Genomic DNA, 25,619 nt, shown 5'->3' on the forward strand with positions numbered 1-25,619 from the left:
TGATTCTTCTTTCAACACTTTTTCCCTAGCTTTTGCAGTCTTGAGGGTTCTACCCTTCCTGGTGTCTTTAACGTGATGGCACCACTCCGATTCCATCCCGAACTCGGTTGTGAAACTTCACCGTGGCCAAGATACTTGTCGGGTTGCCGACCGGGACAATAGCTCGATGCCAGGATTATTCTTTCCTACCCCTCAATCCCACAAGATTGGGGGGTTTGGTTTTTAGGAAAAATCAGAGGATTTTAAATCTAAACCTCGCTCAAATATTGTATCTATGGCTAACATTTCTCCGTCGCTAGTCATAAATTTATGATCTTTGGTTGCTTGGATAGTTTGCCCATTTTCTAGGGTGTATTCAAAGACTTCTTGTAAACCTCGCTCGTGCCATTGAGAGATTGGTTGACTATAAACAAAACCATTTTTATCTACAGTATAAACAGTGCAGTTAATTTCTTCGCTCACAATTTTAGCAATTGGTAATAATCCGTATTCCTCAGTTAAAATTAACGTCTCACCTCCCAGACAATATTCGGCAAAATTTACCATCTGTTCAAAGAGATTTTCAGCGATTCTTTTTTCCACACCATTTTTAGCAGCACCATCGATAAACATCTCCCTTTGTTTCTGCATTTCGGAGGCTTTTTTCTTACCCATTGCCCGACGCAATAGATCCGCTTCTCCTAGAGAATAACCGGCTAAATCCTGCGCCATTTTCATAATCTGTTCTTGATAGACTAAAACTGCGTAGGTTTCCTTAAGAATTGGTTCCAATAAAGGATGATCATAACGAATGGGTTCTCTACCGTGTTTTCTGCCAATAAAGAGAGGAATTAATCCCGCATCTAAAGGTCCGGGGCGATAGAGTGCTAAGATTGAAGATATGTCCTCAATACCCGATGGTTTTAACTCTTTAACGATCTGTTTCATCCCCGATGATTCTAACTGGAAAATACCTTCTAAATCCCCTTCTTCTAGTAATCCGTGGGTTTTGAGAATATCGGGAGGTAGTTTTTTATGTTCCCCTTTAGCCCGAATTTGCAGGGCTTTTCTTTCATCTAAAGGCAATTGATCAAGATCGATATCTATGCCCTGATTTTGTTTAATTAAATCGGCGGTTTTTTTCAAAGTGGTTAAATTTCTTAACCCTAAAAAGTCCATTTTTAACAATCCCAATGATTCTAAATCCTCCATGAAATATTGGGTAATTACCGCCCCATCATTATTTTTCTGGAGGGGAACCACTTCATCTAAAGGTTGGGAAGAAATGACGACTCCTGCAGCATGAACTCCGAAGGTTTTGTTAGTACCTTCGATACGAATTGCCATATCTAACCAATGACGCACATGGGGTTCCGTATCGTATCTTTCTTTAAACGCTGGTTCGGGAGTTTCATCGGAAATCATCACTTTTAAAGGTGTGGGTTTACCGCGAGAAACGGGAATCATTTTCGCCATTTTATCCGATTCGGCGTAGGGAATATCTAACACCCGCGCCACATCTTTTAAGACAGCTTTTGATGTCATGCGGTTAAAAGTAATGATTTGGGCAACATTAGCCTCCCCGTATTTTTCCGTGACGTATTGGATCATTTCATCCCGTCTCTCGATACAGAAATCCGTATCAATATCAGGCATAGATTTCCGTTCAGGATTGAGAAAACGCTCAAATAATAAACCGTGATGAACGGGATCAATATTGGTTATTTTTAAAGAATATGCTACCAAAGAACCCGCCGCAGAACCGCGTCCTGGACCGACGGGAATATCATGATCTCTAGCATATTTTATATAGTCCCAAACGACGAGAAAATAGGTAGAAAATCCCATTTTCTGTAGCATTTTTAATTCGTATTCAAGCCTTTCTTTGTAAACAGGCTCAATCTCGTGACGAGAAGGACATTTTAATCTTTCTAGTAATCCTAACCAAGCAATTTCTTCTACATAACTATCAGCAGTATGTCCCGCAGGAACTGGATAATTAGGCAGTCTTGGTTCATTAAATATGTTATAAGGTTCGACTTTTTCTGCTACTTCTAAGGTGTTATTAATCGCTTCTTCAATCACATCTTCGGGCAGATGATCACGGAAAAGTAAACGCATTTCATCAGCAGATTTTAAGTATTCTGTACCGCTATAACGGAGGCGTTTGTCTTCAGTAATTAACTTGGCAGTTTGAATACAAAGCAAGGCATCGTGGGCCTCTACATCGTAACAGGAAATAAAGTGAGAATCGTTAGTAGCAACTACTTTAATTCCTAACTCTTTAGCAATTTTAACTATTTCTACATTGACAATCCGATCTTCTTTAGAACCGTGGTCTTGAATTTCTAAATAAAAATCATCACCAAAAAGTTTTTTATACCATTTAGCGGTTTCCTTAGCCAGTTTCCTGTTATTAGCTAAAATCGCTTGGGGAATCTCTCCACCCAAGCAAGCACTGGTAACTATCAATCCTTCGTGGTATTGTTGGAGTAACTCTTTATTGATACAAGGACGAGCAAAAATACCTTTACCTTGAATACCTTTCAGATTAGAAATAGTTGTTAATTTAACTAGATTTTTATAGCCTTGGGTATTTTTGGCTAAAACAACTTGATGATATTTTCGGTGGCGAAGATTGACTTCAATATCGCCATTGACTATATACATTTCGTTGCCAATAATTGGTTTTATTCCCTTATTACGGCAGGTTTTAATTAATTCGATCGCACCATACATGACTCCATGATCGGTTAAAGCGATCGCTGGTTGTCCTAATTCAATCGCTCGATCAATTAGTGACGGTAATTGGGAAGCACCATCAAGTAAGCTATAATCACTGTGAATATGTAAACCGACAAAAGACATAATTTTTTCAGAAAAAAGTGACAAGGAAAAAGAAAAAAAACTAGAATTTACTTACTTTTAATTTTCAGCAATTACAGTCTATTTTTAGGGTTGATTGAGAATCGTATAGGGGAAAAAACCTTGTTCTAAATTAAACCATTGTTCTCGCAGTTTCCGGTTATCATTGCTGCCGACAACAGTATCAACAAATTTTTTCCATTCGGGATCGTTTTTGGGTAAAATACAGCCATAAAGTTCGGTGGTAATCGGTTGACGGGGTAGTAGCACAAATTGTCGCAGATCATGTCCTTGTTTAACGATTTCCCCCAGCAGAAGAATTCCATCACTAACCACTGCTTTAACTTCTCCCCTTTGTAATTTTGCCACTGCCTCACTTCGATCGCTGACAGCTTGCCAATTAGCCAGAGGATAGATATAACGAATAATACTATCGGTGGTGGTGTGGGGAATATAGGCGATCGCAACTGCCGCTAAAGTGTTATTAATATCTATTTTATCAACATTTTCCCTTTTAGTTAGAAATTGCGCTCCTGTCATAAAATAGGGAATAGAAAAATTAACCTTTTCTAGTCTTTCTTCCGTCATTGTTGCCGCATTACAGGATAAATCTACTTGGCCCTGTTCCACTTGCTGAAAACGATTATTAGTCGTCGCTTCTGTAAAGTTTATTGTAATCGGTTTACCTAATTCTTGTTCTAATCGACGTTGGACTAAGCGCATTAATTCCACTCCGTAACCTGTCCATTGTCCCGTTTTCTCATCGATATAACTAAAGGGAGTAGCGTCTTTTCTGGCTGCCGCTTTTAATTCTCCCGTGCGAGCAATTCTTTGTAAAACTGTTTCTGCTAAGACCGATAAATGTAGATTATTTATCAGTAAAAGACCTAGAAAAATCAACCAAAAGTTTTTAGACATATCAAGAAAGCAAGAAGGAGATAGGGAGAAAAAGCTAACCACCGACGTGCGATTAGCAAGTGCCGCTATATTTTAACTACGATCCTCGAATAATCCACTCAAACGTTCTACTTCTGTTTGTGCTGTGTACATAGGAGTTCCAGCCAGAATTCCGGTAACATTGCGGAAAGGTTGACCAATGTGCATACCTTGATGATCGATCGAAAACTCACGAATATCCTTATCGTGCATAGAACCGCGCATTTTTAAAACAGTGATACCGCGGCGCATTTCTCCATACATTTCCACATAACGCAGCAGAATAATTGAATCGGTAATTGTAGAAATATGCGCTTCTGTGATCGAGGAACCTCCTAATAAAGTGGGAGTGGTGGAAGTAAATAATCCTCCCACCTCTTTTTGCTTAATAAAAGAAGTCAACCCGATAATAAATTCCCGAAATCCTTTCAGATTAGAAACCCTTTCTAAAGCAGATAAACTATCTACTGCCACTCGATTAGGTTGAAACTCCTCGATAATTTCCTTCATCATAATTAAATGATTTTCTAAACCCGTAGTTTCGGGATAACGGCAGACTACCTTTAATTTACCTTCCTTTTCCATGCGGTCATAATCCACCCCCCAACCGGTAGCATTTCTAAATAACTGTTCGCGACTTTCCTCGAAGGCAAAAATTAAACATCTTTCCCCATTGGTTACTCCCCCGGCCATAAATTCTGTCACCATCAGGGTTTTTCCTGTTCCTGTGGCTCCCGAAACCAAAATAACCGAATCGCGGAAGAAACCACCCCCACACATTCTATCGAGTTCGAGGCTGCCGGAAGTAATACGAATATTAGAGGATTTTTGTTCCAATTCAATGGCTGATAAAGGAATAATCACGGCCCCTTTATTGGGAATAATTGTAAAAGGAAATTCTCCTTTTTGGTGATCGGTTCCCCGATATTTTAAAATTTCGATTGTCCTTCTTCTTTTCTCATCGGTTAAAACGTTGCGTAAAATCACCACATTGTCGGCCACAAACTCCTCCACCCCATAACGACTGATTTCGCCGTATTCTTGGGTTCTTTCTGCGGTCATAATCGCTGTTACTTCCAATTCTCGCAAAGCGGTTGCCAGACGAAAAAGATCACTTCTCACTTGAGCGCTATCACTTAAATGGCTAAAAATTGCGCCTAAAGAATCCATAGACACCCGTTTAGCTTTATTTTTGCGGATAGCAAACTCAATGCGAGCGATTAATGCACCTAGGTCGTATTCTCCTGTCACCATCGGCTTTTCTTCCGGTTGGGGGGAAGCATCGACAAAGGCCCATTGACGATTCTCCTCCCACTGCCGGATATTCCAACCAAAACCACCCATATTTTTTCTTAGTGCTTGGGGTGGCTCCTCGAAGGTGACAAAAACGCCATTTTCTCCATTTTTGATGCCTTCTGCCAGAAATTGACAGGCAAAAACCGTTTTAGCACTTCCTGCCGTCCCCGCTATCAAAGTTGCTCGTCCTTTCGGTAATCCCCCTTCCGAAAGAAAATCAAAGCCGGGGATTCCTGTTTCTAACTTCTCAATCAACTCTAGGGGATTATTTTGCGTCATTCTAAGTTCTCTATGAAAACGAGCCACTGTTTATTGTACCTATTTCAGTGACCAGTGATACCAGAAATTCATCCCTAGTTTGAGAGTTTGAGCATTGGTAATAAAATTTCCAAGACATAGTTTAAATGCAGGACAGCTTAACCCAAGAATAAATGGAAACTAGATAATACTAAATCCGTTGAGTAACGCACAGAAAACGGGTTTCTCGGAGAAACCCGTTTTCTACTCATGCACTCATGCAAAACGGAGAATAAATAATCAGTTTTTAATAACTGGATTTAGTATAAGCAGGTAAATCTCGGCCACAATTAACCAAAACACCCCCTAATAGTCAGAATCAAAGTTAAGTTTTGTATTTAGTTGATTAATACTATCCTTGACAACTTTGATAGAGTTTAAGGTATAATCATACTTATTTGCTCTACTATGGAACATACAACCGATAATAATCAAAATCAGCAAAAAACCGACAATCAACAAGAAAAAACAGCAACAGGGAAGAAACCCGTGCTGAAGATTGATCCTAAGAAAACTATACCCTATATACAGGAAGGAGCCAAACCGAAAAATAGATAAATTCTGTTTATTTCAGGGTTACTTCAGATGCGCCATCATTTGACGCATCTCAAGGAAAAATTAAAGAAAGTTCTCTAACTACAAAAGAACTTTAGTAATCCAATCTTGATACTTTGGTTCCTGATTGAGAACGATAGAACTTAACTTTTCCTTTAACTGATAAGTAATCGGTTTAGCTGCCGGTAAAGAAAAAGTTTCAATCTTTTTAATCGGAGTTATTTTCGCCGCAGTGCCACTTAAAAACACCTCATCAGCGATAAATAACTCCGTCTTATCTACAGGTCTTTCAATCACCGGAATACCCAAATCCCGCGCAATAGTTAAAACACTATCTCTAGTAATCCCCTCTAGGATATCTTGGTCAAAACTAGGAGTAATTAGCTGACCATTTCTGATGATAAAAATATTCATTCCCGTCGCTTCACAGACTTTACCCTGAGAATTCATTAAAATTGCCTCATCAAACCCCGATTCTACCGCTTCCGTTTTTGCTAAAGCAGAAGTGATATAAGCGGCGCTAATTTTACCTCGCAACGGGAAACTTCTATCCTCTTGACGATACCAAGAACTAATCCGACAGTTAACCCCATCGGCTGCCAAATAATCATCCATTTCTAGACCATAGACTAGAAAATCCTTCTCGATACCATGCAATCGCGGGGCAATTCCCAACCCGGAACTATAGACAAGGGGACGAATATAAAAAGGTCGATGACACTGATTATTTTTGACAAAATCGATAATTATTTGATAGATTTTATCGGCAGGAATCTCGTAATTAAGAAACTTAGCACTTTGACTTAAACGCTGACAATGACGTTCTAATCTAAATAATAATATCTGTCCGGGATTGCTAGGGTCGGGAGTACCTCTTAAACCCCCAAAAGCGGCAGTTCCATAGTGTAGTGCGTGGGTAGCAACGGATAATTTTGCCTCACTAAAAGGGATAAATTTATTCTCAAAATAGGCGAGAGGAAGGAAAGGAATTTCGGCGGTAATAGACATTTTTTTGTTGATTGAACCAAGAACTAAACGGGATTTACCCATGCAGAAAAATTTTGTTTCTGGCTATTAGAAGGATTTTCTACCCTGATAATTTCATAGCGAATCGTCTGCGGGGTGGCCAGTGGAACAGCAAGGGTTCGCAATTCATCGAGATGAAAGACTGTTATCTGAATAATATCACCTGCGCGGTAGTCTTTTAATCTTTCGTTTAACTGTTCCGCCGTCACCCGCAATCCATCGATAGCCAATAATTCATCATCAGCATTAATTCCCGCTTTTTGGCAAGGGGAACCCATCTCGACAAATTTAATTATTTCTTTACCCGCTTCACTCTGTACCCGCATTCCCAGATAAGGTATCGTCTCCCCATTGTCAACACCCCGCAGATAGAGTCCAAAAGGTTCAAGATATTGATTAAAGGGTAATTCTGCCAAACCGTCGATATAACGCTGGTAGAAGTCGCTTAAATCCACCCCTGCAGCCGATTCGAGAATTGCCTGCAATTCCCCATCGGTATAACCAATCTCCTCTTTACCGAAATGTTGCCACATCGAGCGTAAAACATCATCGAGGGAACGACGGTTATCGGTGTGGGTGCGAATTAGTAAATCCAGAAGCAGCGACAATAATTCCCCCTTGAGATAGTAGGAAATTTGACTATTATCACTATTACTATCCCGTCGATAGAGTTTTATCCAAGCATCGAAACTCGATTCGCCTAGCGGTTGGACAAGACGACCGGGTATATTGAGATAACGGCTGATTTCTTTGCTTAAAAGCTCTAAAAAAGTCTTACTATCGTATATTCCCGCCCGTAGAGGGATTATCATATCGTAATAACTGGTGGTTCCTTCGGCAAACCAGAGGGAAGAAGTATAATTTTCTGCATCATAATCGAAGCTTTCTAAAGCTTTTGGGCGAATACGCTTGATATTCCAGAGATGAAAGAACTCATGGGCGACTAATTGCAGAAAACGATGATATTTATCCTTATCTCGCAATCCCAAACGCGCATAGTTAAGGGTACAGGAATTTTTATGTTCTAGTCCCCCGTAACCAGCCGCCGAAAGATGTAGCAAAAATAGATAATTATCATAGGGGAGTCCACCGAACATAGCCGACTCGGTTTGAATAATTTTAGTGGTATCGGCGATAATTTGACTAGGATTAGCGTTTCCCCGTCCCCAGATAGCTAATTGATGGGGTTTTCCCTCGACGACAAAATCGTATAACTGATGAATCCCCACTTCCACGGGACTGTCCACTAGGGTATCAAAATCGGGAACCTGAAAGGTGTTTTTCTGTCCGGGTAAAGATTTTAAGGCAGTGGTAACGCGCCAATCGCCATGGGGGGGGATAATTGTCAGGGTGAGGGGATGTTTTTGATAATCGGGGATATAGAAAAATAAAGCAGCCCCGTTGAAGTAACCGTGAGTATCATCGAGATGGTTGGTTCTGACGGTTAAATCGTGGGCAAAAACGCGATATTTGACCGTTATTTCGGAACTGTTACCATTGTCAATCTGCCAGTGATTTTTAGCAACTTTGCGACTGTTGAGGTTAACAGCTTGAAAATCTTGGACTAAACGGGAGTATTCCCGCACCAGATAGGAACCGGGGGTCCAAACCGGCATTTTTAGGTTTAAAATCGGAGCTTGCCAACCGGTAATCTGTAGAGTGACTTCAAAGAGGTGCGAAGTCGGTTCCGACATAGCCACTTGATAGCTGAGACTTAAACGAGTTGAGGAGATGGTAGCGGGGGAAATAAGACTGGTCATCGGCATTAAACAAGCTTTTAAGTTATTATAGCGGCAAGCTTTCGGCTAATTTACCCGGTTTCACCGCCAAAAATCCGATGGTTTTCCAAGATTTGACCGAGCAGATTTGGAACCGTAACCCCCGCAAATCCTGCGGTTTTTTTTGCCGATTCAGCGTCTTTCTGCTGGGGGTGCGGGAGGAGCCACATCGGGGGGAGAAGTTACCTCTAGGGGAACCGAACGAGTTTCGGGAGCTGCCACAGTGACGGGAACGGTAATCGGTTCGGCTGCTGCGGGGGCCGTATTTTGAGGACTAGGAGCAGCGGCGCTGGTAGGAGCGACTCTAGTACGCCGACGACTAGAACGGCGTTGGCCCGGTTCGCTAGTATTAGAACGAACGATAGTTTGCTCACGACTTACCCGAACCCGTCGCCGTCTGCGGATGGGTCCTTCGGTGGGGGAACCCTCATCGCTGCTGGCTAAACGATTGTTAGTAGTTTGGGTAAAGTAGGTACGTCGGGGTTTAATTGGTTCCGCTTTTAATGTCACCGGACGTTTGCCTAAATTCGGTTCTGGGAAACCTTGATAGGGAATATCCTTAATTGCTTCTAACATAAATTGTCGCCACATCCAAGCGGACATGGTACTGGCTCCATTGGTGGGTTTATTATTGTCATTACCGAGCCAAATTCCCGTGACTAATTGGGGAATATAACCGACAAACCAAAGGTCGCGAGCTTTATCAGAAGTGCCGGTTTTTCCTGCCACCGGACGACCGATTTGTGCGGGGGTTCCCGTTCCCGAATTAACCACATCCTCTAGCATCCAAGTCATCGTCGCTGCCGTGTTTTTATTCAGAGCAGTTTTCGGTTTAAAATTGGCTTGATAAATTACCTTACCGTGGCGATCGAGTACCTGATTAATACCGTAAACTGGTTGATGCACACCATTATTAGCAAAAGTCCCGTAGGCGCTGGTCAATTCTAAAAGATTGACTTCCGAAGCACCCAAAGCCAAAGAATAAGTGGGTAAAAGTTTCGACTGGATACCCATATCTTGAGCCAATTTAATCACCGGATTCCAACCGACGGCCACTAACACCTGAACTGCCACCACATTCAGGGAAGAAGTCAAAGCATCGCGCATGGACACCTCGCGGCCGCTATACTTATCGCCGTAGTTTTCCGGTTTATAACCATCCACCACATACTGTGCATCTTTATAATTAGAATAGGGGGATTTCCCCGCCGCAATCGCCGCCGCATAGACAAAAGGTTTAAAAGTAGATCCCGGCTGACGTTTTGCCTGTGTCACCCGATTGAATTGATTCTTCTCGTGGTCAATTCCTCCGACCATAGCCTTAATTTGCCCATTTTTGGGGTCAATTGCCACTAAAGCCGCCTGTTGGAAGTTCTGCCACTTGCCATAACGAGAAACCGCTCTTTCTACCACTTCCTCCGCTTCGCTTTGCCAACGAGGATTAAGGGTAGTTTTTACCACCAATCCCCCCGCTTCTAGGGTTTTAGCGGGAACCAGTTGCGGCAGTTCTTTTTCCACATAATCGGTAAAATAGGCCGCTTGCCGTTGCAGACGTTTTAGGGGACTGGTTTTAAGGACTAGGGGAGATGTGATCGCCAGTTTTGCCTGAGCGTTAGTAATAAATCCCACCTCGGCCATAGTTTTGAGGACGATATTACGCCGTTCTAGGGCAGATTTAGGGTTTTCGAGGGGAGAATAGAGACTAGGAGCGGGAACAATGCCGGCAAGGGTGGCAGCTTCGGCTAGAGTTAATTTATCGACGGGTTTACTGAAATATAACCAAGCGGCATCGGCCAGACCGTAGGCCCCGGAACCGAGATAAACTAGGTGGAAATAACGCTCTAAAATCTGGTCTTTTGTATATTTATCTTCTATTTTCTGAGCGATACGCATTTCCCGTAATTTGCGATCAAAACTCCTTTCTTGGGATAAAAAGACAATCCGGGCCAATTGTTGGGTGATGGTGCTGCCTCCTTCCACCACTCCCCCGGCTCTCAGGTTAGAAAAGAGAGCGCGAGCAATACCCTGGCCATCAACTCCCCCGTGTTCACGAAAACGGCGGTCTTCACTAGCGATAAAGGCCTCCTGTACCAGTGGGGGAACTTGAGCAATTTTCACGCTTTCGTAGGTGCTAGGGCCATTTTGCTTGAGGATTTCCCCATTAGCAGCTTGAATGGTTAGGGTGCCGGGACGAGCATAGGTTTGTATATCGGCGATATTTTGCGGTAGAGAGCTTTCAAGGCGATAAATGCCCCAACCTATCCCCAAAAGTCCCCCTGTCACCCCTAATCCTACTCCCAAGTACAAGCCAAAGCGGGGATGTTGTCGCCATTGCGGTAAGGGGGAATTATCAATCAGGGTAGTAAATTTGTTTTTCAAGGGTTTTAACGTCTCTAGAGCCTTGCTACTGGTTTGGGAGACTAAATTGACCTTTTTTTCTTCAGAAGCGGCTTCTACTGGCTTTTCTGCGGCAAATGGCGCAGATTTGGAGTCGATAGGATCGACTTTAGGGGGGTGTTTAGCGAGATTATGGAAAAATTGACTAAGTTTTTGTTTGTATTTCATGTTAGTTGAGCGGGTGAGGGTGAGGGTGAGGGTGTTGGGGTAGTGGGGTAGTGGGGTAGTGGGGTAGTGGGGAAGTGGGGAAGTGGGGAAGTGGGGTGTGGGGTGTGGGGTGTGGGGAATTTAGCTGAAATTTCCCCATCTCCCTATGTCCCTAAATCCCTATTTCCTTAAAGATCGCTAAATTGTCGCCACCATTGCTGGAGGGGATAATAGAGGAGGGGAGTCCAGAGACTACTAAGCAGAGCAGAAGTGAGGCCAATGCGTTGATAATCGAGCCAAAGATCAGCGAGATTTTTGCCTCCTTGTAGATAGTATTGAAAAGCGATCGCACCATTGGCGATTAAAGCCATAACAAAGACAATTAAGACCACGGCGATCAATTCTTCTTTGAGATAACGTTGTCGGTGTAAACGGGAAGTGAGGAAACCGATCAGACCAAAAACCATGATATGGGAAGGATAATTAGAGGTTAAACTATCTTGAATAGCGCCGATCGCTAATCCGACCACCACACTATCGAGACAAGAGCGATTGAGACTCCAACTAACCAACCAAATCAGTAACCAATTGGGAGCGATGCCTAAAATCTCCATACCGGGGAGCCGCATTAAGGAAAGAAAAGTACACAGAAGCAGTGAAGCGATAGTGACTAAAATATTCAGTATAAAACGATAACGGGCTGATAAACGGCTTAATTTCAGCATAATTCCCCCTCTCACTGCTGGGGTTGCGGGTGAACGAACACCCATTCGAGATTGTCCACGGTGGCGGTAAATTCAATTTTGGCGGTGGGGGCGGGATTTTCCGGTAAATTAAGGGAAATTATGCGACCGATGGGCAACCCTGGCGAAAAAAGACTACTAAAAGCCGAAGTTGTCACCACATCTCCCGGTTTAACATCGGGAGCTTTTTCAAAAAAGCGCAGGGTGGCGACTTGGGAATTCTGACCTTGAATTAAACCCATGGCCCGACTACGATTCACCGTTGCTCCGATGCGACTTTGGGAATTACTGACCAATAAAACTTTGCTGGTGTGGGGAGTAACTTCCGTAATCCGTCCCACTAAACCGCCAATTCCCGTCACCGAAGCACCCACTGGCACACCATCGGCGCTACCCCGACCGATAATTACCTGTTGCCACCAATCATCGGCGCTGCGGCCAATAATTGGAGCAGAAATCAGGGGTTTTTTCTGGGTTTGATAATAACCAAGCTGTTTTTTTAATTGTTGATTTTGATATTCGACTTCACTTAAACGATTTTGTAATTCTCGCACCCGTTGATCGGCCAGAAGTTGCTCTTGCAGATTAGTTTCCTCTCCCTGAAAAGGACGAGTTAATAAACCATACAATTCTAAAATCGCCCCACTTTGATAGGTGCGAATGTACCAAGCTACCCCCAAAGCGGCAGCGAGCAGCAAAAGTCGCCATCCCTGCTGTGTCCATTTTCGTCGTGCTGAATACATGAGCGATTAAAAACCTCTTGACTGTGTAGAGTGAGAATCCGTGTGTTTTGCCGCTAACCGATCCTAGTGACCTTTAGACATTGCGAGTTGTTTCATTAACGATCCGCTCAAAGAGTTTCTGATTTTTTAACACTTCTCCCGTGCCTTTGACCACACAGCGCAGCGGATCTTCAGCGACATGGGTAACGATACCGGTTTCGTGACTGACTAGGCGATCGAGTCCCCGTAATAAAGCACCTCCTCCCGCTAACATGATGCCGCGATCGATAATATCGGCAGCTAATTCGGGGGGAGTTTTTTCTAGGGTACGTTTGATCGCATCAACGATCACGGAAAGTGGCTCATCCATACTTTCCCGCACTTCTTCCGCTTTGATGGTCACGGTGCGGGGTAAACCGGACATGAGATGCAATCCCCGCACTTCCAGAGGAGGAAATTCATCTCCGGGGGTGGGATAAGCGGAAGCAAGGCGAATTTTAATATCTTCGGCCGTACGTTCCCCGATAATCAGGTTATGGACTTTTTTCAGATAGGCGATAATTGCTTCCGTGAGTTCATCCCCGGCCACACGGACGGATTCGCTGATCACTGTCCCATCAAGACTGAGAATCGCCACTTCCGTGGTGCCACCACCGATATCGATGATCATATTTCCCGTCGCTTCCGAGACGGGTAAACCAGCACCCAAGGCTGCCGCAACTGGTTCATCAATTAACCCCACTTCTCGCGAGCCGGCATTTTTGGCCGCATCCACCACCGCGCGTCTTTCTACTCCAGTAATCCCGCTGGGAACACCGATTACCATGCGGGGATTGCCAATCGTGCCATCGAGCGCTCGTTTGATGAATTCCGCTAACATGATCTCGCAACTGTAAAAATCGGCGATTACCCCATCGCGCAGGGGTCGCAGCGCGGTGACATGGCCCGGAGTGCGACCGAGCATTTTTTTGGCCTCCTCCCCGACAGCGACCGGGTTGCGATCTTGATCGATCGCTACTACCGATGGTTCCTCTAAAACGATGCCTTTCCCTGACACATAAACGAGGGTGTTTGCTGTACCCAAGTCTATACCTATGTCCCTTGATAAGCCTAGTCCTCTAAAAAAACCCACTTGTTTTCACTCCTGTTCTGATAACAACGTTGCTATAGCTAGACTTTCGATCGAATCGACTTGGATTTTATTACGTTTTGTTTCTCAAGTCTAGTTAATTATCGCTTCTTTCTCTCCAGATTTACGCAGGTCTTTGCCCTAATTTTCTGGCTGCCCACCGGTCAAGGCCGAGGTTTCGGGCTAAAATAAACATACTATTGTACTAAATTGAGGATTTAAGACCATGAGTGTAAATCTGGTTCATTTGGTGGGACGAGCGGGGAGAGACCCAGAAACCAAGTATTTCGAGTCGGGTAAGGTTTTATGTACTTTAACTTTAGCGGTTAATCGTCGCTCTAAAAATAGCGATCAGCCGGATTGGTTTGATCTGGAAATTTGGGGCAAAACGGCGGAAGTGGCCGCTAATTATGTGAAAAAAGGCGGTTTAATCGGGATTAAAGGGTCTTTAAAAATGGATACCTGGAATGATAAAAACACCGGATTAGCTCGCTCTAAACCGGTGATTCTCGTCGATCAATTAGATTTACTCGGTTCTAAACGCGATAGTGAGGCTAATTCCGAGCGAGAATTTTAAAGCTTGAGCTGCATTATTTCCCGATTTTAGGTGTGTTAGCCCCTAGTAACACACCCTTATTTATTCTATAATTGACTGGAAAAATATTGCTGTAAATCTGGTAAAACTTCTCTATAAATAGCTGTATTTATCTCTAGATTACAGCCAAGAATAGAATTAAAAGGGATAATTTCCACCAGGGAATTACTATAGGCGATCGCTTGTAAAGTCCTGACAAATTCAGGAGTCCAGAGATTTTCTTCTAGGGAAATATTTTGTTTTTTTAACCAGCCGATCAAAGCCGAGCGCCCAATCCCGGGTAAAATGTCAGCAGTCAGCAGGGGACTGTACCAGCAATTATCTTTCCATCCCCATAAATTACCCGTGCTAGTTTCTAACCAATTCCCAGATTGATCGACTAATATCGCTTCTTTTGCCCCTTTTTTTTGAGCAGTTTGTGACGCTAACCAAGGAGTTAAATAATTACCAGTTTTATGCTCTCCTAAAACGCGTTGCCAAGCGGGATTATCCACTACCCAGCCAATAATTCCTTGCTCTTGTCTAAGGTTTAAATCTTCGGGGAGAAATCTGCCTTTAATCCACTCCCTACCATCGGGAAAAATTGTGATTCTCAGGACAGGATAGAATCGGGATAATTTTTCGGCTCCTTGGCGAATTCGCCGCCAATCGGGAGCGGACCAGTGGAAAACTTGTAAACTAGAGTGCAGACGTTGGAGATGCTCTTGCCAATGGGTTAGGGGATGATCTAAGCTTTTTTGATAGATACGCAGGGTAGTAAATATTGTCGCTCCATAAAGCAGCCCAATATCATTAATATCCAGACTTATTCGCTCATCCTCGATTAATTCGCCATTATACCAATACATAATCAGTTATCAGTTATCAGTTATCAGATGTGAGTTATCAGTTATCAGTTATCAGTTATCAGATGTGAGTTATCAGTTGATTAGACATATCCAAAAATTATAACTGAATCAGAGCTTGCTTCGCTGTCTTGTACTAATGAGTAGTTCGATATTGAAATATATAAGTAGGTGGGTGGAATTAAATATAAGATGAACGTAGGTTGGGTTGAAGCATGAAACCCAACGCCCGCTCATGTTACGCTACCGCTAACCCATCCTACAAATAATTGTGCCTCCCTACTTATCTGTCATTGATAATTCAATTTAACTGAAAAATATGGGGAAATTAAAATTATTTTTATTTGGGTAAGTTTCTTGTCTAGACAAAATTTTATTCTTGAGATAATATTAGGTATAAGTCCACTGATAACTGTTTACTGATAACTGTTTACTGATAACTGATCTAGCTTATGAACCGTCAAAAATTTACTTGGGGATATTCTAGCTATAAATTGCGTCAGAGAGAAAATTTTAAAGAATTTCTGTGTTTACTGGGATTATTAATAGCGGCCTTAACTATCTATCTAGTGGGATTAGGGAATTTACCCTTGCGGGATTGGGATGAGGCAACAATCGCTCAGGTGGCCAAGGAAATTAGCCAAACCCCCCTGGAACAATTGCGCTGGTTATTTCCTAGTCTTTGGGGTGATCCCTACCTGAATAAACCGCCGTTGATTCATAGTTTAATTGGTCTAACCTACCATTTCTGGGGTATCAATGAGGCCAATACTAGACTAATTCCCGCTTTTTTTACAGCTTTATCGGTGCCGCTTCTCTACCTTCTCGGTCGAGAAATTTTTCCCGCTCGTTTGCCAGCTTTACTGTCGGCCTTGATCTATTTAACTCTTTTGCCAGTGGTGCGCCATGGCCGTTTAGCCATGTTGGATGGAGCGGTATTATGTTTTGAAATCCTGATGTTTGTTGGTTTACTGCGCTCACGACGCGATTTACGCTGGTCTGTGGGGGCGGGGTTAGGATTTGCCCTCCTTTGTCTGACGAAGGGGATTATGGGGCTATTATTGGCGGGTATCGGCTTGATTTTTCTGCTCTGGGATACCCCCCGGTTATTAACTTCTGCCTATTTTTGGTCGGGTTGGTTATTGGGAGCAACCCCCGCTTTTGCTTGGTATGCCGCCCAATTTTGGCACTACGAGCGGGAGTTTCTGGATTCCCTTTTTGTTCAACAGTTAAAGCGAGTTAGTGACGATCTGGACAATCATCGCTGGCCGTTTTGGTATTATCTGCTAGAAATTATTAAATATAGTTGGCCCTGGTTAATTTTCTCGGTTTGGGGTTTACGTTTAGCTCGTCAGGAACATCTCTACAGTTGGGCGAAGTTACTGTTAGTTTGGACGGGTGTTTATCTGTTGGTGGTTTCGGTAATGGCGACTAAATTGCCTTGGTATATTCTGCCGATCTATCCGGCCTTGGCTTTAGCGGCCGGTTATGCCTTGGCGCAGGTGGGTAATCTTCCCATCGATCGCCCCTATCATCCAATCTGGTCAATTATTCTGGGTATTATCGGCGTTGGGGCGGGTTTATTAGCTTTAATAGCCTATTTTCCGGGTAATTTTGCCGCTATTGAACCTCTCCATCCCTTAATTCTTTTAACCTTATTGTCACTGTCCTTGACCATGGTGACAACGGCGATTTTGTTAGCCCGGCGCTCGCAACAATTCATCGTGGTTTTACTCTGGGGAATGTTGGTTTCTTTGTTTATTTTTGTCAATTCTCCCCTGTGGATATGGGAATTAAATGAGAATTTCCCCGTCAAACCGGTGGCGAGTTTAGTACAGAAATATGTGCCAGCAGATCACCCTGTTTATATTGCTTTTGCCTACGAGCGCCCCTCCTTAAATTTTTATAGTGGTCGTCGGGTTTTTCCCCTTGCTACTGAAGAATTAATCAATCATTGGCAAAGTCACAAGCAACCTTACCTAATTATCGATCGTCAAACCAAAGAAGCTACTGATTTAGAAGGATTAAAGGCGATCGGCTCTACGGATTCCGGTTGGTTTTTGGTGACGAAGCAGTAGTGAGGTTAATTTTGTGCATACTTTCGATAGCAAATTAGGTTCCGCTTTATCTTGCCGATTGCTGACTTGAAATATTACAAAAATTTTACAAGTTGCGTTAAAATCACCCCTAGCGATGAAACGCAGCACTTTTGTAATTGTTGAAACCGAGATTAATATGCTAAATAGGTCAATTACGGCCGAGAAAACCGAGGAATTCGCTCCTGCTGACCTGCAAGACCTGCTAGACTGTACCGATAGCTTTGTTAACCGTCATATTGGGCCGACGGAGACGGAAATCGAGAAAATGCTGGCGGTTTTGGGTGTTGCTACCCTTGAGGAGTTAATCGCTAAAACTGTCCCGTCAGGAATTCGTTTACAAAAAAGCCTTAATCTAGCACCTGCCTTGAGTGAATACGCCGCTCTTGCCCAATTAAAAGCTATTGCCTCGAAAAATCAGGTATTTCGCTCCTTTATTGGCATGGGCTACCATGACTGTATCACCCCGCCGGTAATTCTCCGCAACATCTTAGAAAATCCGGGTTGGTACACCGCCTATACTCCCTATCAAGCGGAAATCGCCCAAGGACGCTTAGAAGCTCTCTTAAACTTCCAAACTCTCATCACTAGCTTAACTGGTCTGGAAATTGCTAACGCTTCCCTCCTCGATGAAGGAACAGCAGCCGCAGAAGCGATGACTATGAGTTACGGACTGTGTAAAACTAAAGCCAATGCTTTCTTTATCTCTAGTAGTTGCCATCCCCAAACGATTGAAGTTGTTAAAACCAGAGCGATTCCTTTAGGTATTGACATTATTATCGAGGATCATCGTCTCTTTGACTTCCAAACGCCGATTTTTGGCGCATTATTACAATATCCAGCCACCGATGGCGTAATTTATGACTATCGGGAATTTATCGCCAAAGCGCAGGAAAATGGGGCTTTAGTCACCGTTGCCGCCGATATTCTCAGTTTAGCCCTGTTGACTCCCCCCGGCGAATTGGGGGCTGATATTGCCGTGGGTAGCAGTCAACGCTTTGGGGTTCCCTTGGGTTATGGGGGTCCCCATGCCGCCTATTTTGCCACCAAAGATGTCTATAAACGCAGTATTCCGGGGCGCATTGTCGGGGTATCGAAGGATAGTCAGGGTAAACCCGCACTGCGTTTAGCTTTGCAAACCAGGGAACAACATATCCGCCGGGATAAAGCCACCAGTAATATTTGTACCGCACAGGTGTTACTAGCGGTGATTGCTTCCATGTACGCGGTGTATCACGGACCGGAAGGAATCAAGAAAATCGCCCAAAGAGTGCAGAAATTAACCGCTTTATTGGCAACTGGTTTAAAACAGTTGGGTTATCAGGTGGGGAAAGAACCGCGCTTCGATACGCTCAAAGTTACGGTATCCACGGGAGTTAAGGATATCTTCGCCAAGGCAAAAACCCATAAGATTAATCTGCGTTATTTTGATGAGAATAATCTAGGAATTAGTGTCGATGAAACCACCAGTCTCAGGGATGTGTGGGATTTATGGCAAATTTTTGCCCCAACCGAGGAATTACCCTTTACCGCAGCCGAATTAGTCGAGAAAATTAGTCTAGAATTACCCGCTAATTTAACCCGTACCAGTGCCTATCTTACCGAGCCGGTGTTCAATCGTTACCACTCGGAAACGGAATTACTCAGATATCTGCACCGTCTGGAAACAAAGGATCTAGCCTTAAATACTTCCATGATTCCCCTCGGTTCCTGTACGATGAAACTCAATGCCGTAGCGGAGATGATTCCAGTAACTTGGGCAGAATTCGGCAAATTACACCCTTTTGCTCCGATTGACCAAGCAGAAGGCTATCAACTGCTCTTTCAACAGTTAGAGACTTGGTTAGGGGAAATTACCGGGTTTGATGGCATTTCCCTACAACCGAACGCCGGTTCTCAGGGAGAGTATGCCGGTTTACAGGTGATCCGAGCCTACCATGAAAGTCGCGGTCAAGGTCATCGTCAGATTTGCTTAATTCCTGAGTCCGCTCACGGGACTAATCCTGCCAGCGCTGTTATGTGTGGTATGAAAGTAGTGGCGGTTAATTGCGATTCTCGGGGCAATATTGATATTGATGACCTGAAAACTAAGGCCCAGAAGCATCAGGATAATCTAGCGGCTTTGATGGTGACGTATCCTTCCACTCACGGCGTTTTTGAAGAGGGAATTAGCGAAATTTGCGCCTTGATTCATCAATACGGTGGTCAAGTCTATATGGATGGCGCGAATATGAATGCTCAGGTGGGTTTATGTCGTCCGGCGGATTTTGGCGCTGATGTCTGTCACTTGAATCTCCATAAAACTTTCTGTATTCCCCACGGTGGTGGCGGCCCCGGTATGGGACCAATCGGAGTAAAATCCCATTTAGTGCCTTTTCTGCCCGATGTTTCCCTAGTTTTGGCGAAATTATCCCCAGAAACCGCTAACGGTAAGCATCAGGACTCAATTGGCGCAATTTCGGCCGCGCCTTGGGGTAGTGCCAGCATTTTGGTGATTTCTTGGATGTATATCGCTATGATGGGGGCAGCCGGCTTGAAAAAAGCGACAGAAGTGGCAATTTTGAACGCTAATTATCTGGCTTTTCGTCTGGAGTCGGCCTATCCGGTGTTATTTAAGGGTAGCGCGGGAACGGTTGCCCACGAGTGCGTGATCGATTTACGTCCCCTGAAAAAACAGGCCGGCATCGAGGTGGAAGATGTGGCAAAACGCTTGATGGATTTCGGTTTCCACGCGCCGACGGTTTCTTGGCCCGTGGCGGGTACAATGATGGTGGAACCCACGGAAAGCGAATCTTTGGGCGAATTAGACCGTTTTTGTGAAGCTTTGTTAACTATCTATCAAGAGGTACAAGCGATCGCTAATGGTAGCATGGATATCCACGATAATCCCTTAAAAAATGCCCCTCACACAGCCGCAGTTTTAACTGCCGATGATTGGAGTCGTCCCTATTCCCGTCAACAGGCAGCTTACCCGCTTTCTTGGCTAAAAGATTATAAATTCTGGCCGGTAGTGGGACGGGTTGATAATGCTTACGGGGACAGAAATCTGGTTTGTTCCTGTGAGGGGATGGACGCTTATAAGTAGGGTGTGCTGAAAGAGTTTTTCCTTGGTGTAGGGTGGGGTGCATCTTATTTTTGTAAATCTACTAATTTGGGATTTTTCAAGGGAAACTTTCTCCTAAAATTGGGTGTGTTACTTTCAGTTTTATCACTCAATCCAAGCTTTTGGGGGGTTCTACCCCCCAAACCCCCCGTTGGGGTCGTGGCGCCGCCCCCAAACCCCCCGCGCATTAGCTTTTCGGTGGGATGCTTACACGCGATTGTTCATATTTTTGTACCAATTTCAGAGTTACTGATAATTGCTGATTGTCGATATTTCTGCAAATGTGGGATGCAGCCGTGGGGTGTAGGGTGTAGGAATTATGAATTATGAATTGGGGAGCGGGGAGAAAAAAGCTGTCTCCTGTCTCCTGAATCCTGTCTCCTGACGACAGGCTCCTAACCCTAACAAAGTCCTATTTTAAGTACCTCTTGTGCCACTCGATCGCAACTTCCTACTGTTCCTAAACCGGCTGTGGTTTCTGCGTATTCATCTAACATTTTTTGCCGACGTTGCTGATTTAATAATAAATCTAGACATTCCTGCATAATTCTCTCTGGGTTAGCTTCCTCTTGTAATAATTCGGGAACAATTTCTCGCATTAAAACTAAATTTACCGGTGAGACAAATGGTACAGAAAGCTTCATAATATTGCGGGCAATCCAAGCAGTAACTGCACTTAAACGGTAAACCACCACCTGCGGCACGTTTAATAAAGCAATTTCGAGATTAACTGTACCAGACTTAGCCACAGCCAGATCGGCCGCAGCAATCGCTTCTAAAGTCTGATCTCGTTCCATAATCACCGCATTTAATCCATATTCCGCCACTAATTCTCGCATTTTTGGTTCGTATAAAGCTAGGGGAACGGGAATTAAAAACTTAATATCGGGTATTTTTTCCTGTAATTTTCGGGCAGCAGCGCACACCGTCGGCACGAGATATTTAAACTCCTGTTGACGGGAAGCGGGTAACAAAGCGACCACCGTTTCTTCGGTTTTTATTGCCCATTTTTGCCGCATTTCTTGGCGATTGGGAGCATTTGCCATACGATCAACTAAAGGATGTCCTACCCAAGTTACTGGTAAACCTTTTGTTTCAAAAAAACGGGCTTCGGCAGGAAAAATTGCCAATAATTTATCCGTGACGGCGATTAATTTTTCCGTATTAAATAACTTTTCTGCTGTGGCCCTGAGTTTAGCTGAGGGGATATTTTCTTCCGACCAAATCCACACCTGTGGGGCAATATAATAAATAATTGGGACATCGGGAATAATTTTTTTAGCCGACTGACCGATCGCCACATTTGCCCCCACATAATCAATTAAAATAATCAGATCAGGGGGATGATCTCTAAAAAACTCTTTTGCTCGTTTTTGTAGTTGTAAGGTTGGCAAAATAAAGGGGATAGATTCAATTAATCCCATAGCAGCCAGTCGAGTGGTTTTACCCAGCATTTTTGCCCCAGCTAACTCCATGCGATCGCCACCTAGAGCAAAAATTTCTAACTCAATTTCCTGGGTTTTAGCTAGTTTAAAAAGGGATTCAATCAGCATGGCTGCCTGTAAATCACCGGATACCTCACCCGTACTAATAAATATACGCATTTGGATAATTATTTGATAATAAAAGAATTCAGGAGTTAGGAGTCAGGAGACAGGATTGCTGGAGTCAGGAGACAGGAGACAGGATTCAGGATTCAGGAGACAGGAGACAGGAGACAGGATTCAGGATTCAGGAGATTATTTTTATTTATTCTTCCCAACTTCCCAACTTCCCCACTTCCCCATCACCCTACACCCCACACCCCACTTCCCCACTTCCCCACTTCCCCACTTCCCCATCACCCCACACCCTGTTCCTCAATAAAAAAATTATTTCCCCGGAATTAAACCGCGACGTTTTTCTCCCGTGGTAGAGGATTGTAAAAATTGACAGAGATGTTGAACATGGGGGTTATCGGTTAAGAGAGAAACTTGTTCTAAAGCCTCCTGAAGATTTATATTAGAACGATAGATAATCCGAAAAGCTTTTTTCAGTAAAGCTAGATCTTCATCGGTAAAACCGGCTCTTTGTAAACCGACTAAATTAAGAGTTCGTACCCGACAGGGATTGCCTTCCACTAAAGTAAAAGGGGGAACATCGCGATCAATACGACTCATTCCTCCTAACATGGCCATTTTGCCAATATGAACAAATTGATGTACTCCTAAAACCCCCCCGATAACTGCTTTTGATTCGATCTGGACATGACCAGCCAAGGCGACACTATTAGCGATAATAATGTTATCTTGCAAAATACAATTATGGGCAACGTGAACATAGGCCATTAATAAATTATTATTGCCAATTTGGGTAACTTCTCCCGTATCGGTGGCGCGATTAATCGTGACAAACTCGCGAATTTGGTTATGATCACCAATTTCCACGCTACTTTCGCCACCTTTATACTTTAAATCCTGTGGTTCATTACCAATAACAGCCCCAGAAAAAATATGATTACCCTTGCCAATTTTAGTCGGACCCTCAATGACCACATGGGCATCAATAATTGTATCAGCTTCAATTTCCACATTGGCCCCGATCACAGCATAGGGACCAACTTTAACCTTGGCATCAAGTTTTGCCGACGGATGGATAACCGCAGTGGGGTGGATTAACGTATTCAAAGGGAAGTCTCCCGCGCTCAACTTCGTCACTGTATGAATCATGGTATAGCTTATCCTATATTGGACAGATTGTGATCAAGATTGATAGCGGTTGCTTAGGGAGGGGACGACTTTAATGGGGAACCAGAACCCGATAAACTATTAACCAGATTCTCTTGATTCCTTCGTCCCTCCCATCCTGATAAAAAATATATGAGTAATAATAGACCTAAAATTATAGTCTTAGATGACGACCCGACAGGTTCCCAAACAGTCCATAGTTGTCTGTTATTGATGCGGTGGGATGAAGATACTCTCCGCTTGGGATTGGCAGATAATGCGCCAATTTTCTTTGTTTTGACCAATACTCGCGCTTTAACCCCCGAAAAAGCCGAGTCTGTCACGCGAGAAGTCTGTCATCACCTGAAAACTGCCTTAACTAAAGAGGGAATCGAGGATTTTTTGGTGGTTAGTCGTTCCGATTCTACCCTGCGCGGGCATTATCCGATCGAAACTGATGTTATTGCCGAAGAATTGGGCGGTTTTGATGCTCATTTCCTGATTCCAGCCTTTTTTGAGGGGGGGAGAATCACTCGCGATAGTATTCACTATTTAATCATCGATGGCGTTCCCACTCCCGTCCACGAGACGGAATTCGCTCGCGATTCGGTTTTTGCCTACCATTACAGTTATCTGCCGGATTATGTGGAGGAGAAAACGCAAGGTAAAATTAAAGCAGATGATGTGGAGAGATTTTTACTGGCAGATATCCGTCAAGGTAGTTTAGAAAGACTGCAAAAGCTCAAAAATAATCAATGTGGGGTGGTAGATGGGGAAACTCAAGCGGATCTCGATCGCTTTGCCGAAGATATTTTAACCGCCGCAGGGGAGGGAAAAAAATTTTTATTCCGCAGTGCCGCCAGTATTTTAACTTCTTTGGCTAATTTAGGAACTCAACCGATCGCACCCGAATCTATGGGTAAGTATAAGCCCACGGGGGAAGCCGGGGCAATTATCGTCGGTTCCCACGTCAAAAAAACTAGCCAACAATTAGATGAACTGCTTCAACAACCCAACACCGTCGGAGTCGAAATCGATGTGACGGCATTGCGCGATCGTCCCGAGCAACGAGAGCAACTCCTAGCACAAGTTCTGGAAAAAGTCAAGCTTATTCACAAAAATAAACAAACCCCCGTGATCTATACCAGTCGGCAAGAGTTAACCTTTGCCTCTGTGCAGAAACGCCTTGATTTTGGGGTTGTCGTCTCCACCCTGTTAATGGACATTGTTAAGGGTTTACCCAGTGACATCAGTTTTTTAATCAGTAAAGGTGGAATTACCTCCAATGATGTCTTAAGTACGGGTTTAAGCCTGCAATCGGCCCGTTTACTCGGTCAGATTCTCCCCGGTGTCTCCATGGTCCGCACAGCAGCCGATCATCCCCTCTTTCCTAATTTACCTGTGGTTCTTTTCCCGGGTAACGTCGGTGATGTCCAAGCTTTAGCCACAGTTTATCAACGTTTGTGTCAATAGGAGGCAATCAGTGATCAGTGATCAGTGAGCAGATGTGAGTTTTCAGGTTCTTCGTTACTTGGTATGGTTCGATAGGGGGGCATAAATCGACTAAATCCTTATCTGGCAAGAGATTTAATTGATTAGTTCGCTCTAGAGCAAAAACAATTGATAAAAATCGCCAAATGTCTTTCTCTATAAGGGTTCCATCTCTTATAACCTCCATTCATTGCATAACACAAACCGAAGAGCCAAATCTCGAATGTAATTTTTCCGTCTTCAAGCTGAGGTGCTTGAGACGCATGACTTCTCGGACTTGTTCTAACAGTCGAGGGGATTGTGCTTCTTCTGTCATCAGCAAATGCGGTAAAATCCACTTGAAGGGAATACTAGACCACCCTCTGCGGTAATTATGCCCAAATTGAGGTGATTAAACCGCACGGTGCGGTATTAGGTATGATTAAGGGGGTGTTAGACCGATGGAGGTGGGATAGTAAGACAGAGGAGGGTGCTAAACCGCAGTAAGCGGTATAATTAATAGTTGGGCTGCTTCAGTTATTGGTTGCAGAAGTAATTGGTAGGCTATCTGTTGGTGTCCACAGTTAACTTAACTGTAGTTATCGACTCCACGATTCTTCAAGCATTTATGAGAAAAAAATATGAGAAAAAAAATTGCAATTTACAGTTTTTTGCTTGGCATTTCAATTGTAGCTGGGGCAATTTTCGGAAACCTCTATTTTAGTCGTCTTACTATAGTTCCGTCGTCGGCTCCGCATCTGCCTCCGACTAAGTCTGCGACCTCCCTGGGCGTTGTGGAAGAGATAGTGAGTAATCTTGGGCGTTGCATAATAGAGATATGAATGGAGGAAATCAAAATGCAATGCCCTGAATGTAAATCTACCCATATCCGTAAAAATGGCATCAATAAACAAGGTAAACAAAATCATATTTGT

At 43.7% G+C, this 25,619-nt stretch carries 20 protein-coding genes and 1 rRNA gene; 7 read left to right on the plus strand and 14 right to left on the minus strand.

What is annotated here, in order from left to right; translation table 11 throughout:
- The first annotated feature begins 57 nt into the window (after nucleotides 1-57).
- Nucleotides 58-175: ribosomal RNA gene (gene rrf / locus EWV66_RS05925) — 5S ribosomal RNA — on the plus strand.
- Between the two features lie 47 nt (nucleotides 176-222).
- Here the strand turns inward: rrf and EWV66_RS05930 are convergent.
- The 3 genes from EWV66_RS05930 to kaiC form a co-directional block, all read right to left on the minus strand.
- Entirely contained in the window at nucleotides 223-2,847 is a 2,625-nt protein-coding gene (locus EWV66_RS05930; protein WP_287108742.1) for a DNA polymerase III subunit alpha, read from the minus strand.
- Between the two features lie 84 nt (nucleotides 2,848-2,931).
- The gene (locus EWV66_RS05935; RefSeq protein ID WP_052277955.1) at nucleotides 2,932-3,762 is read right to left on the minus strand and encodes an amino acid ABC transporter substrate-binding protein; all 831 of its coding nucleotides are present in this window, start codon (nucleotides 3,760-3,762) and stop codon (nucleotides 2,932-2,934) included.
- Between the two features lie 72 nt (nucleotides 3,763-3,834).
- Nucleotides 3,835-5,355 carry a circadian clock protein KaiC gene (gene kaiC / locus EWV66_RS05940; protein ID WP_002797104.1) on the minus strand — a complete coding sequence of 507 codons (1,521 nt, stop codon included), beginning with the start codon at nucleotides 5,353-5,355 and terminating at the stop codon, nucleotides 3,835-3,837.
- Between the two features lie 426 nt (nucleotides 5,356-5,781).
- On the opposite strand from kaiC, the gene EWV66_RS05945 reads away from it, so the two are divergent.
- Nucleotides 5,782-5,931, plus strand: coding sequence for a hypothetical protein (locus tag EWV66_RS05945; protein WP_167341565.1), 150 nt, complete (start codon nucleotides 5,782-5,784; stop codon nucleotides 5,929-5,931).
- A 78-nt stretch (nucleotides 5,932-6,009) separates the two neighbouring features.
- Here EWV66_RS05945 and EWV66_RS05950 read toward each other — a convergent pair whose 3' ends face one another.
- The 6 genes from EWV66_RS05950 to EWV66_RS05975 form a co-directional block, all read right to left on the minus strand.
- On the minus strand, nucleotides 6,010-6,936 hold the full coding sequence (locus tag EWV66_RS05950; RefSeq protein WP_043995766.1) for a branched-chain amino acid transaminase: 927 nt from the start codon (nucleotides 6,934-6,936) through the stop codon (nucleotides 6,010-6,012).
- A gap of 23 nt (nucleotides 6,937-6,959) precedes the next feature.
- Complete coding sequence (locus EWV66_RS05955) at nucleotides 6,960-8,720, minus strand: M61 family metallopeptidase (RefSeq protein WP_052277954.1); 1,761 nt, start codon at nucleotides 8,718-8,720, stop codon at nucleotides 6,960-6,962.
- 144 nt (nucleotides 8,721-8,864) lie between these two features.
- Complete coding sequence (locus tag EWV66_RS05960; RefSeq protein WP_287108743.1) at nucleotides 8,865-11,297, minus strand: transglycosylase domain-containing protein; 2,433 nt, start codon at nucleotides 11,295-11,297, stop codon at nucleotides 8,865-8,867.
- 167 nt (nucleotides 11,298-11,464) lie between these two features.
- Nucleotides 11,465-12,046, minus strand: a complete 582-nt coding sequence (gene mreD, locus EWV66_RS05965) for a rod shape-determining protein MreD (protein WP_052277952.1) — start codon at nucleotides 12,044-12,046, stop codon at nucleotides 11,465-11,467.
- Nucleotides 12,013-12,762, minus strand: a complete 750-nt coding sequence (mreC, locus tag EWV66_RS05970) for a rod shape-determining protein MreC (protein WP_052277951.1) — start codon at nucleotides 12,760-12,762, stop codon at nucleotides 12,013-12,015. The genes mreD and mreC overlap by 34 nt, the downstream gene beginning before the upstream one ends.
- Nucleotides 12,763-12,835: 73 nt before the next feature.
- A complete protein-coding gene (locus EWV66_RS05975; RefSeq protein ID WP_002764811.1) occupies nucleotides 12,836-13,873 on the minus strand; it encodes a rod shape-determining protein in 1,038 nt (345 codons plus the stop codon).
- 223 nt (nucleotides 13,874-14,096) lie between these two features.
- On the opposite strand from EWV66_RS05975, the gene EWV66_RS05980 reads away from it, so the two are divergent.
- Nucleotides 14,097-14,447, plus strand: a complete 351-nt coding sequence (locus EWV66_RS05980; RefSeq protein ID WP_002731888.1) for a single-stranded DNA-binding protein — start codon at nucleotides 14,097-14,099, stop codon at nucleotides 14,445-14,447.
- Nucleotides 14,448-14,512: 65 nt separating this feature from the next.
- Here the strand turns inward: EWV66_RS05980 and EWV66_RS05985 are convergent, their stop codons facing one another.
- Nucleotides 14,513-15,313 carry an aminotransferase class IV gene (locus EWV66_RS05985; RefSeq protein ID WP_052277950.1) on the minus strand — a complete coding sequence of 267 codons (801 nt, stop codon included), beginning with the start codon at nucleotides 15,311-15,313 and terminating at the stop codon, nucleotides 14,513-14,515.
- A gap of 449 nt (nucleotides 15,314-15,762) precedes the next feature.
- Here EWV66_RS05985 and EWV66_RS05990 point away from each other — a divergent pair, with 449 nt between their 5' ends.
- Together EWV66_RS05990 and gcvP are read left to right on the plus strand one after the other, a co-directional pair.
- Nucleotides 15,763-17,388 (plus strand): ArnT family glycosyltransferase, encoded by a 1,626-nt coding sequence (locus EWV66_RS05990; RefSeq protein WP_052277949.1) that lies wholly within the window; start codon nucleotides 15,763-15,765, stop codon nucleotides 17,386-17,388.
- A 115-nt stretch (nucleotides 17,389-17,503) separates the two neighbouring features.
- A complete protein-coding gene (gene gcvP, locus EWV66_RS05995) occupies nucleotides 17,504-20,491 on the plus strand; it encodes an aminomethyl-transferring glycine dehydrogenase (protein ID WP_287108747.1) in 2,988 nt (995 codons plus the stop codon).
- A 419-nt stretch (nucleotides 20,492-20,910) separates the two neighbouring features.
- Here gcvP and lpxB read toward each other — a convergent pair whose 3' ends face one another.
- Together lpxB and lpxA are read right to left on the minus strand one after the other, a co-directional pair.
- Entirely contained in the window at nucleotides 20,911-22,113 is a 1,203-nt protein-coding gene (gene lpxB / locus EWV66_RS06000; RefSeq protein ID WP_185237010.1) for a lipid-A-disaccharide synthase, read from the minus strand.
- Nucleotides 22,114-22,380: 267 nt separating this feature from the next.
- A complete protein-coding gene (gene lpxA / locus EWV66_RS06005; RefSeq protein ID WP_185237011.1) occupies nucleotides 22,381-23,217 on the minus strand; it encodes an acyl-ACP--UDP-N-acetylglucosamine O-acyltransferase in 837 nt (278 codons plus the stop codon).
- A gap of 150 nt (nucleotides 23,218-23,367) precedes the next feature.
- Between lpxA and EWV66_RS06010 the strand changes: the two genes are divergently transcribed.
- A complete protein-coding gene (locus EWV66_RS06010; RefSeq protein WP_185237012.1) occupies nucleotides 23,368-24,687 on the plus strand; it encodes a four-carbon acid sugar kinase family protein in 1,320 nt (439 codons plus the stop codon).
- A gap of 7 nt (nucleotides 24,688-24,694) precedes the next feature.
- Here the strand turns inward: EWV66_RS06010 and EWV66_RS06015 are convergent, their stop codons facing one another.
- Nucleotides 24,695-24,892: a hypothetical protein gene (locus tag EWV66_RS06015; protein ID WP_287108752.1), complete on the minus strand. Its 198-nt coding sequence runs from the start codon at nucleotides 24,890-24,892 to the stop codon at nucleotides 24,695-24,697.
- Nucleotides 24,893-25,021 (minus strand): hypothetical protein, encoded by a 129-nt coding sequence (locus EWV66_RS06020; protein WP_004161683.1) that lies wholly within the window; start codon nucleotides 25,019-25,021, stop codon nucleotides 24,893-24,895. It abuts the gene before it with no gap.
- Between the two features lie 520 nt (nucleotides 25,022-25,541).
- On the opposite strand from EWV66_RS06020, the gene EWV66_RS24020 reads away from it, so the two are divergent.
- Nucleotides 25,542-25,619, plus strand: a 78-nt coding sequence (locus EWV66_RS24020) for a transposase-like zinc-binding domain-containing protein (RefSeq protein WP_502705652.1), incomplete at its 3' end; no start/stop codon positions are given.

The organism is Microcystis sp. M_OC_Ca_00000000_C217Col (assembly GCF_007095585.1).
GTDB classification, from domain to species: domain Bacteria; phylum Cyanobacteriota; class Cyanobacteriia; order Cyanobacteriales; family Microcystaceae; genus Microcystis; species Microcystis panniformis.

Excerpts from the sequence above, each read along its gene's own strand:
- EWV66_RS05930 (WP_287108742.1), bottom strand. The coding sequence starts at position 2,847 with ATGTCTTTTGTCGGTTTACATATTCACAGTGATTATAGCTTACTTGAT.
- EWV66_RS05935 (WP_052277955.1), bottom strand. The coding sequence starts at position 3,762 with ATGTCTAAAAACTTTTGGTTGATTTTTCTAGGTCTTTTACTGATAAAT.
- kaiC (WP_002797104.1), bottom strand. The coding sequence starts at position 5,355 with ATGACGCAAAATAATCCCCTAGAGTTGATTGAGAAGTTAGAAACAGGA.
- EWV66_RS05945 (WP_167341565.1), top strand. The coding sequence starts at position 5,782 with ATGGAACATACAACCGATAATAATCAAAATCAGCAAAAAACCGACAAT.
- EWV66_RS05950 (WP_043995766.1), bottom strand. The coding sequence starts at position 6,936 with ATGTCTATTACCGCCGAAATTCCTTTCCTTCCTCTCGCCTATTTTGAG.
- EWV66_RS05955 (WP_052277954.1), bottom strand. The coding sequence starts at position 8,720 with ATGCCGATGACCAGTCTTATTTCCCCCGCTACCATCTCCTCAACTCGT.
- EWV66_RS05960 (WP_287108743.1), bottom strand. The coding sequence starts at position 11,297 with ATGAAATACAAACAAAAACTTAGTCAATTTTTCCATAATCTCGCTAAA.
- mreD (WP_052277952.1), bottom strand. The coding sequence starts at position 12,046 with ATGGGTGTTCGTTCACCCGCAACCCCAGCAGTGAGAGGGGGAATTATG.
- mreC (WP_052277951.1), bottom strand. The coding sequence starts at position 12,762 with ATGTATTCAGCACGACGAAAATGGACACAGCAGGGATGGCGACTTTTG.
- EWV66_RS05980 (WP_002731888.1), top strand. The coding sequence starts at position 14,097 with ATGAGTGTAAATCTGGTTCATTTGGTGGGACGAGCGGGGAGAGACCCA.
- EWV66_RS05985 (WP_052277950.1), bottom strand. The coding sequence starts at position 15,313 with ATGTATTGGTATAATGGCGAATTAATCGAGGATGAGCGAATAAGTCTG.
- EWV66_RS05990 (WP_052277949.1), top strand. The coding sequence starts at position 15,763 with ATGAACCGTCAAAAATTTACTTGGGGATATTCTAGCTATAAATTGCGT.
- gcvP (WP_287108747.1), top strand. The coding sequence starts at position 17,504 with ATGAAACGCAGCACTTTTGTAATTGTTGAAACCGAGATTAATATGCTA.
- lpxB (WP_185237010.1), bottom strand. The coding sequence starts at position 22,113 with ATGCGTATATTTATTAGTACGGGTGAGGTATCCGGTGATTTACAGGCA.
- lpxA (WP_185237011.1), bottom strand. The coding sequence starts at position 23,217 with ATGATTCATACAGTGACGAAGTTGAGCGCGGGAGACTTCCCTTTGAAT.
- EWV66_RS06010 (WP_185237012.1), top strand. The coding sequence starts at position 23,368 with ATGAGTAATAATAGACCTAAAATTATAGTCTTAGATGACGACCCGACA.
- EWV66_RS06015 (WP_287108752.1), bottom strand. The coding sequence starts at position 24,892 with ATGGAGGTTATAAGAGATGGAACCCTTATAGAGAAAGACATTTGGCGA.
- EWV66_RS06020 (WP_004161683.1), bottom strand. The coding sequence starts at position 25,021 with ATGACAGAAGAAGCACAATCCCCTCGACTGTTAGAACAAGTCCGAGAA.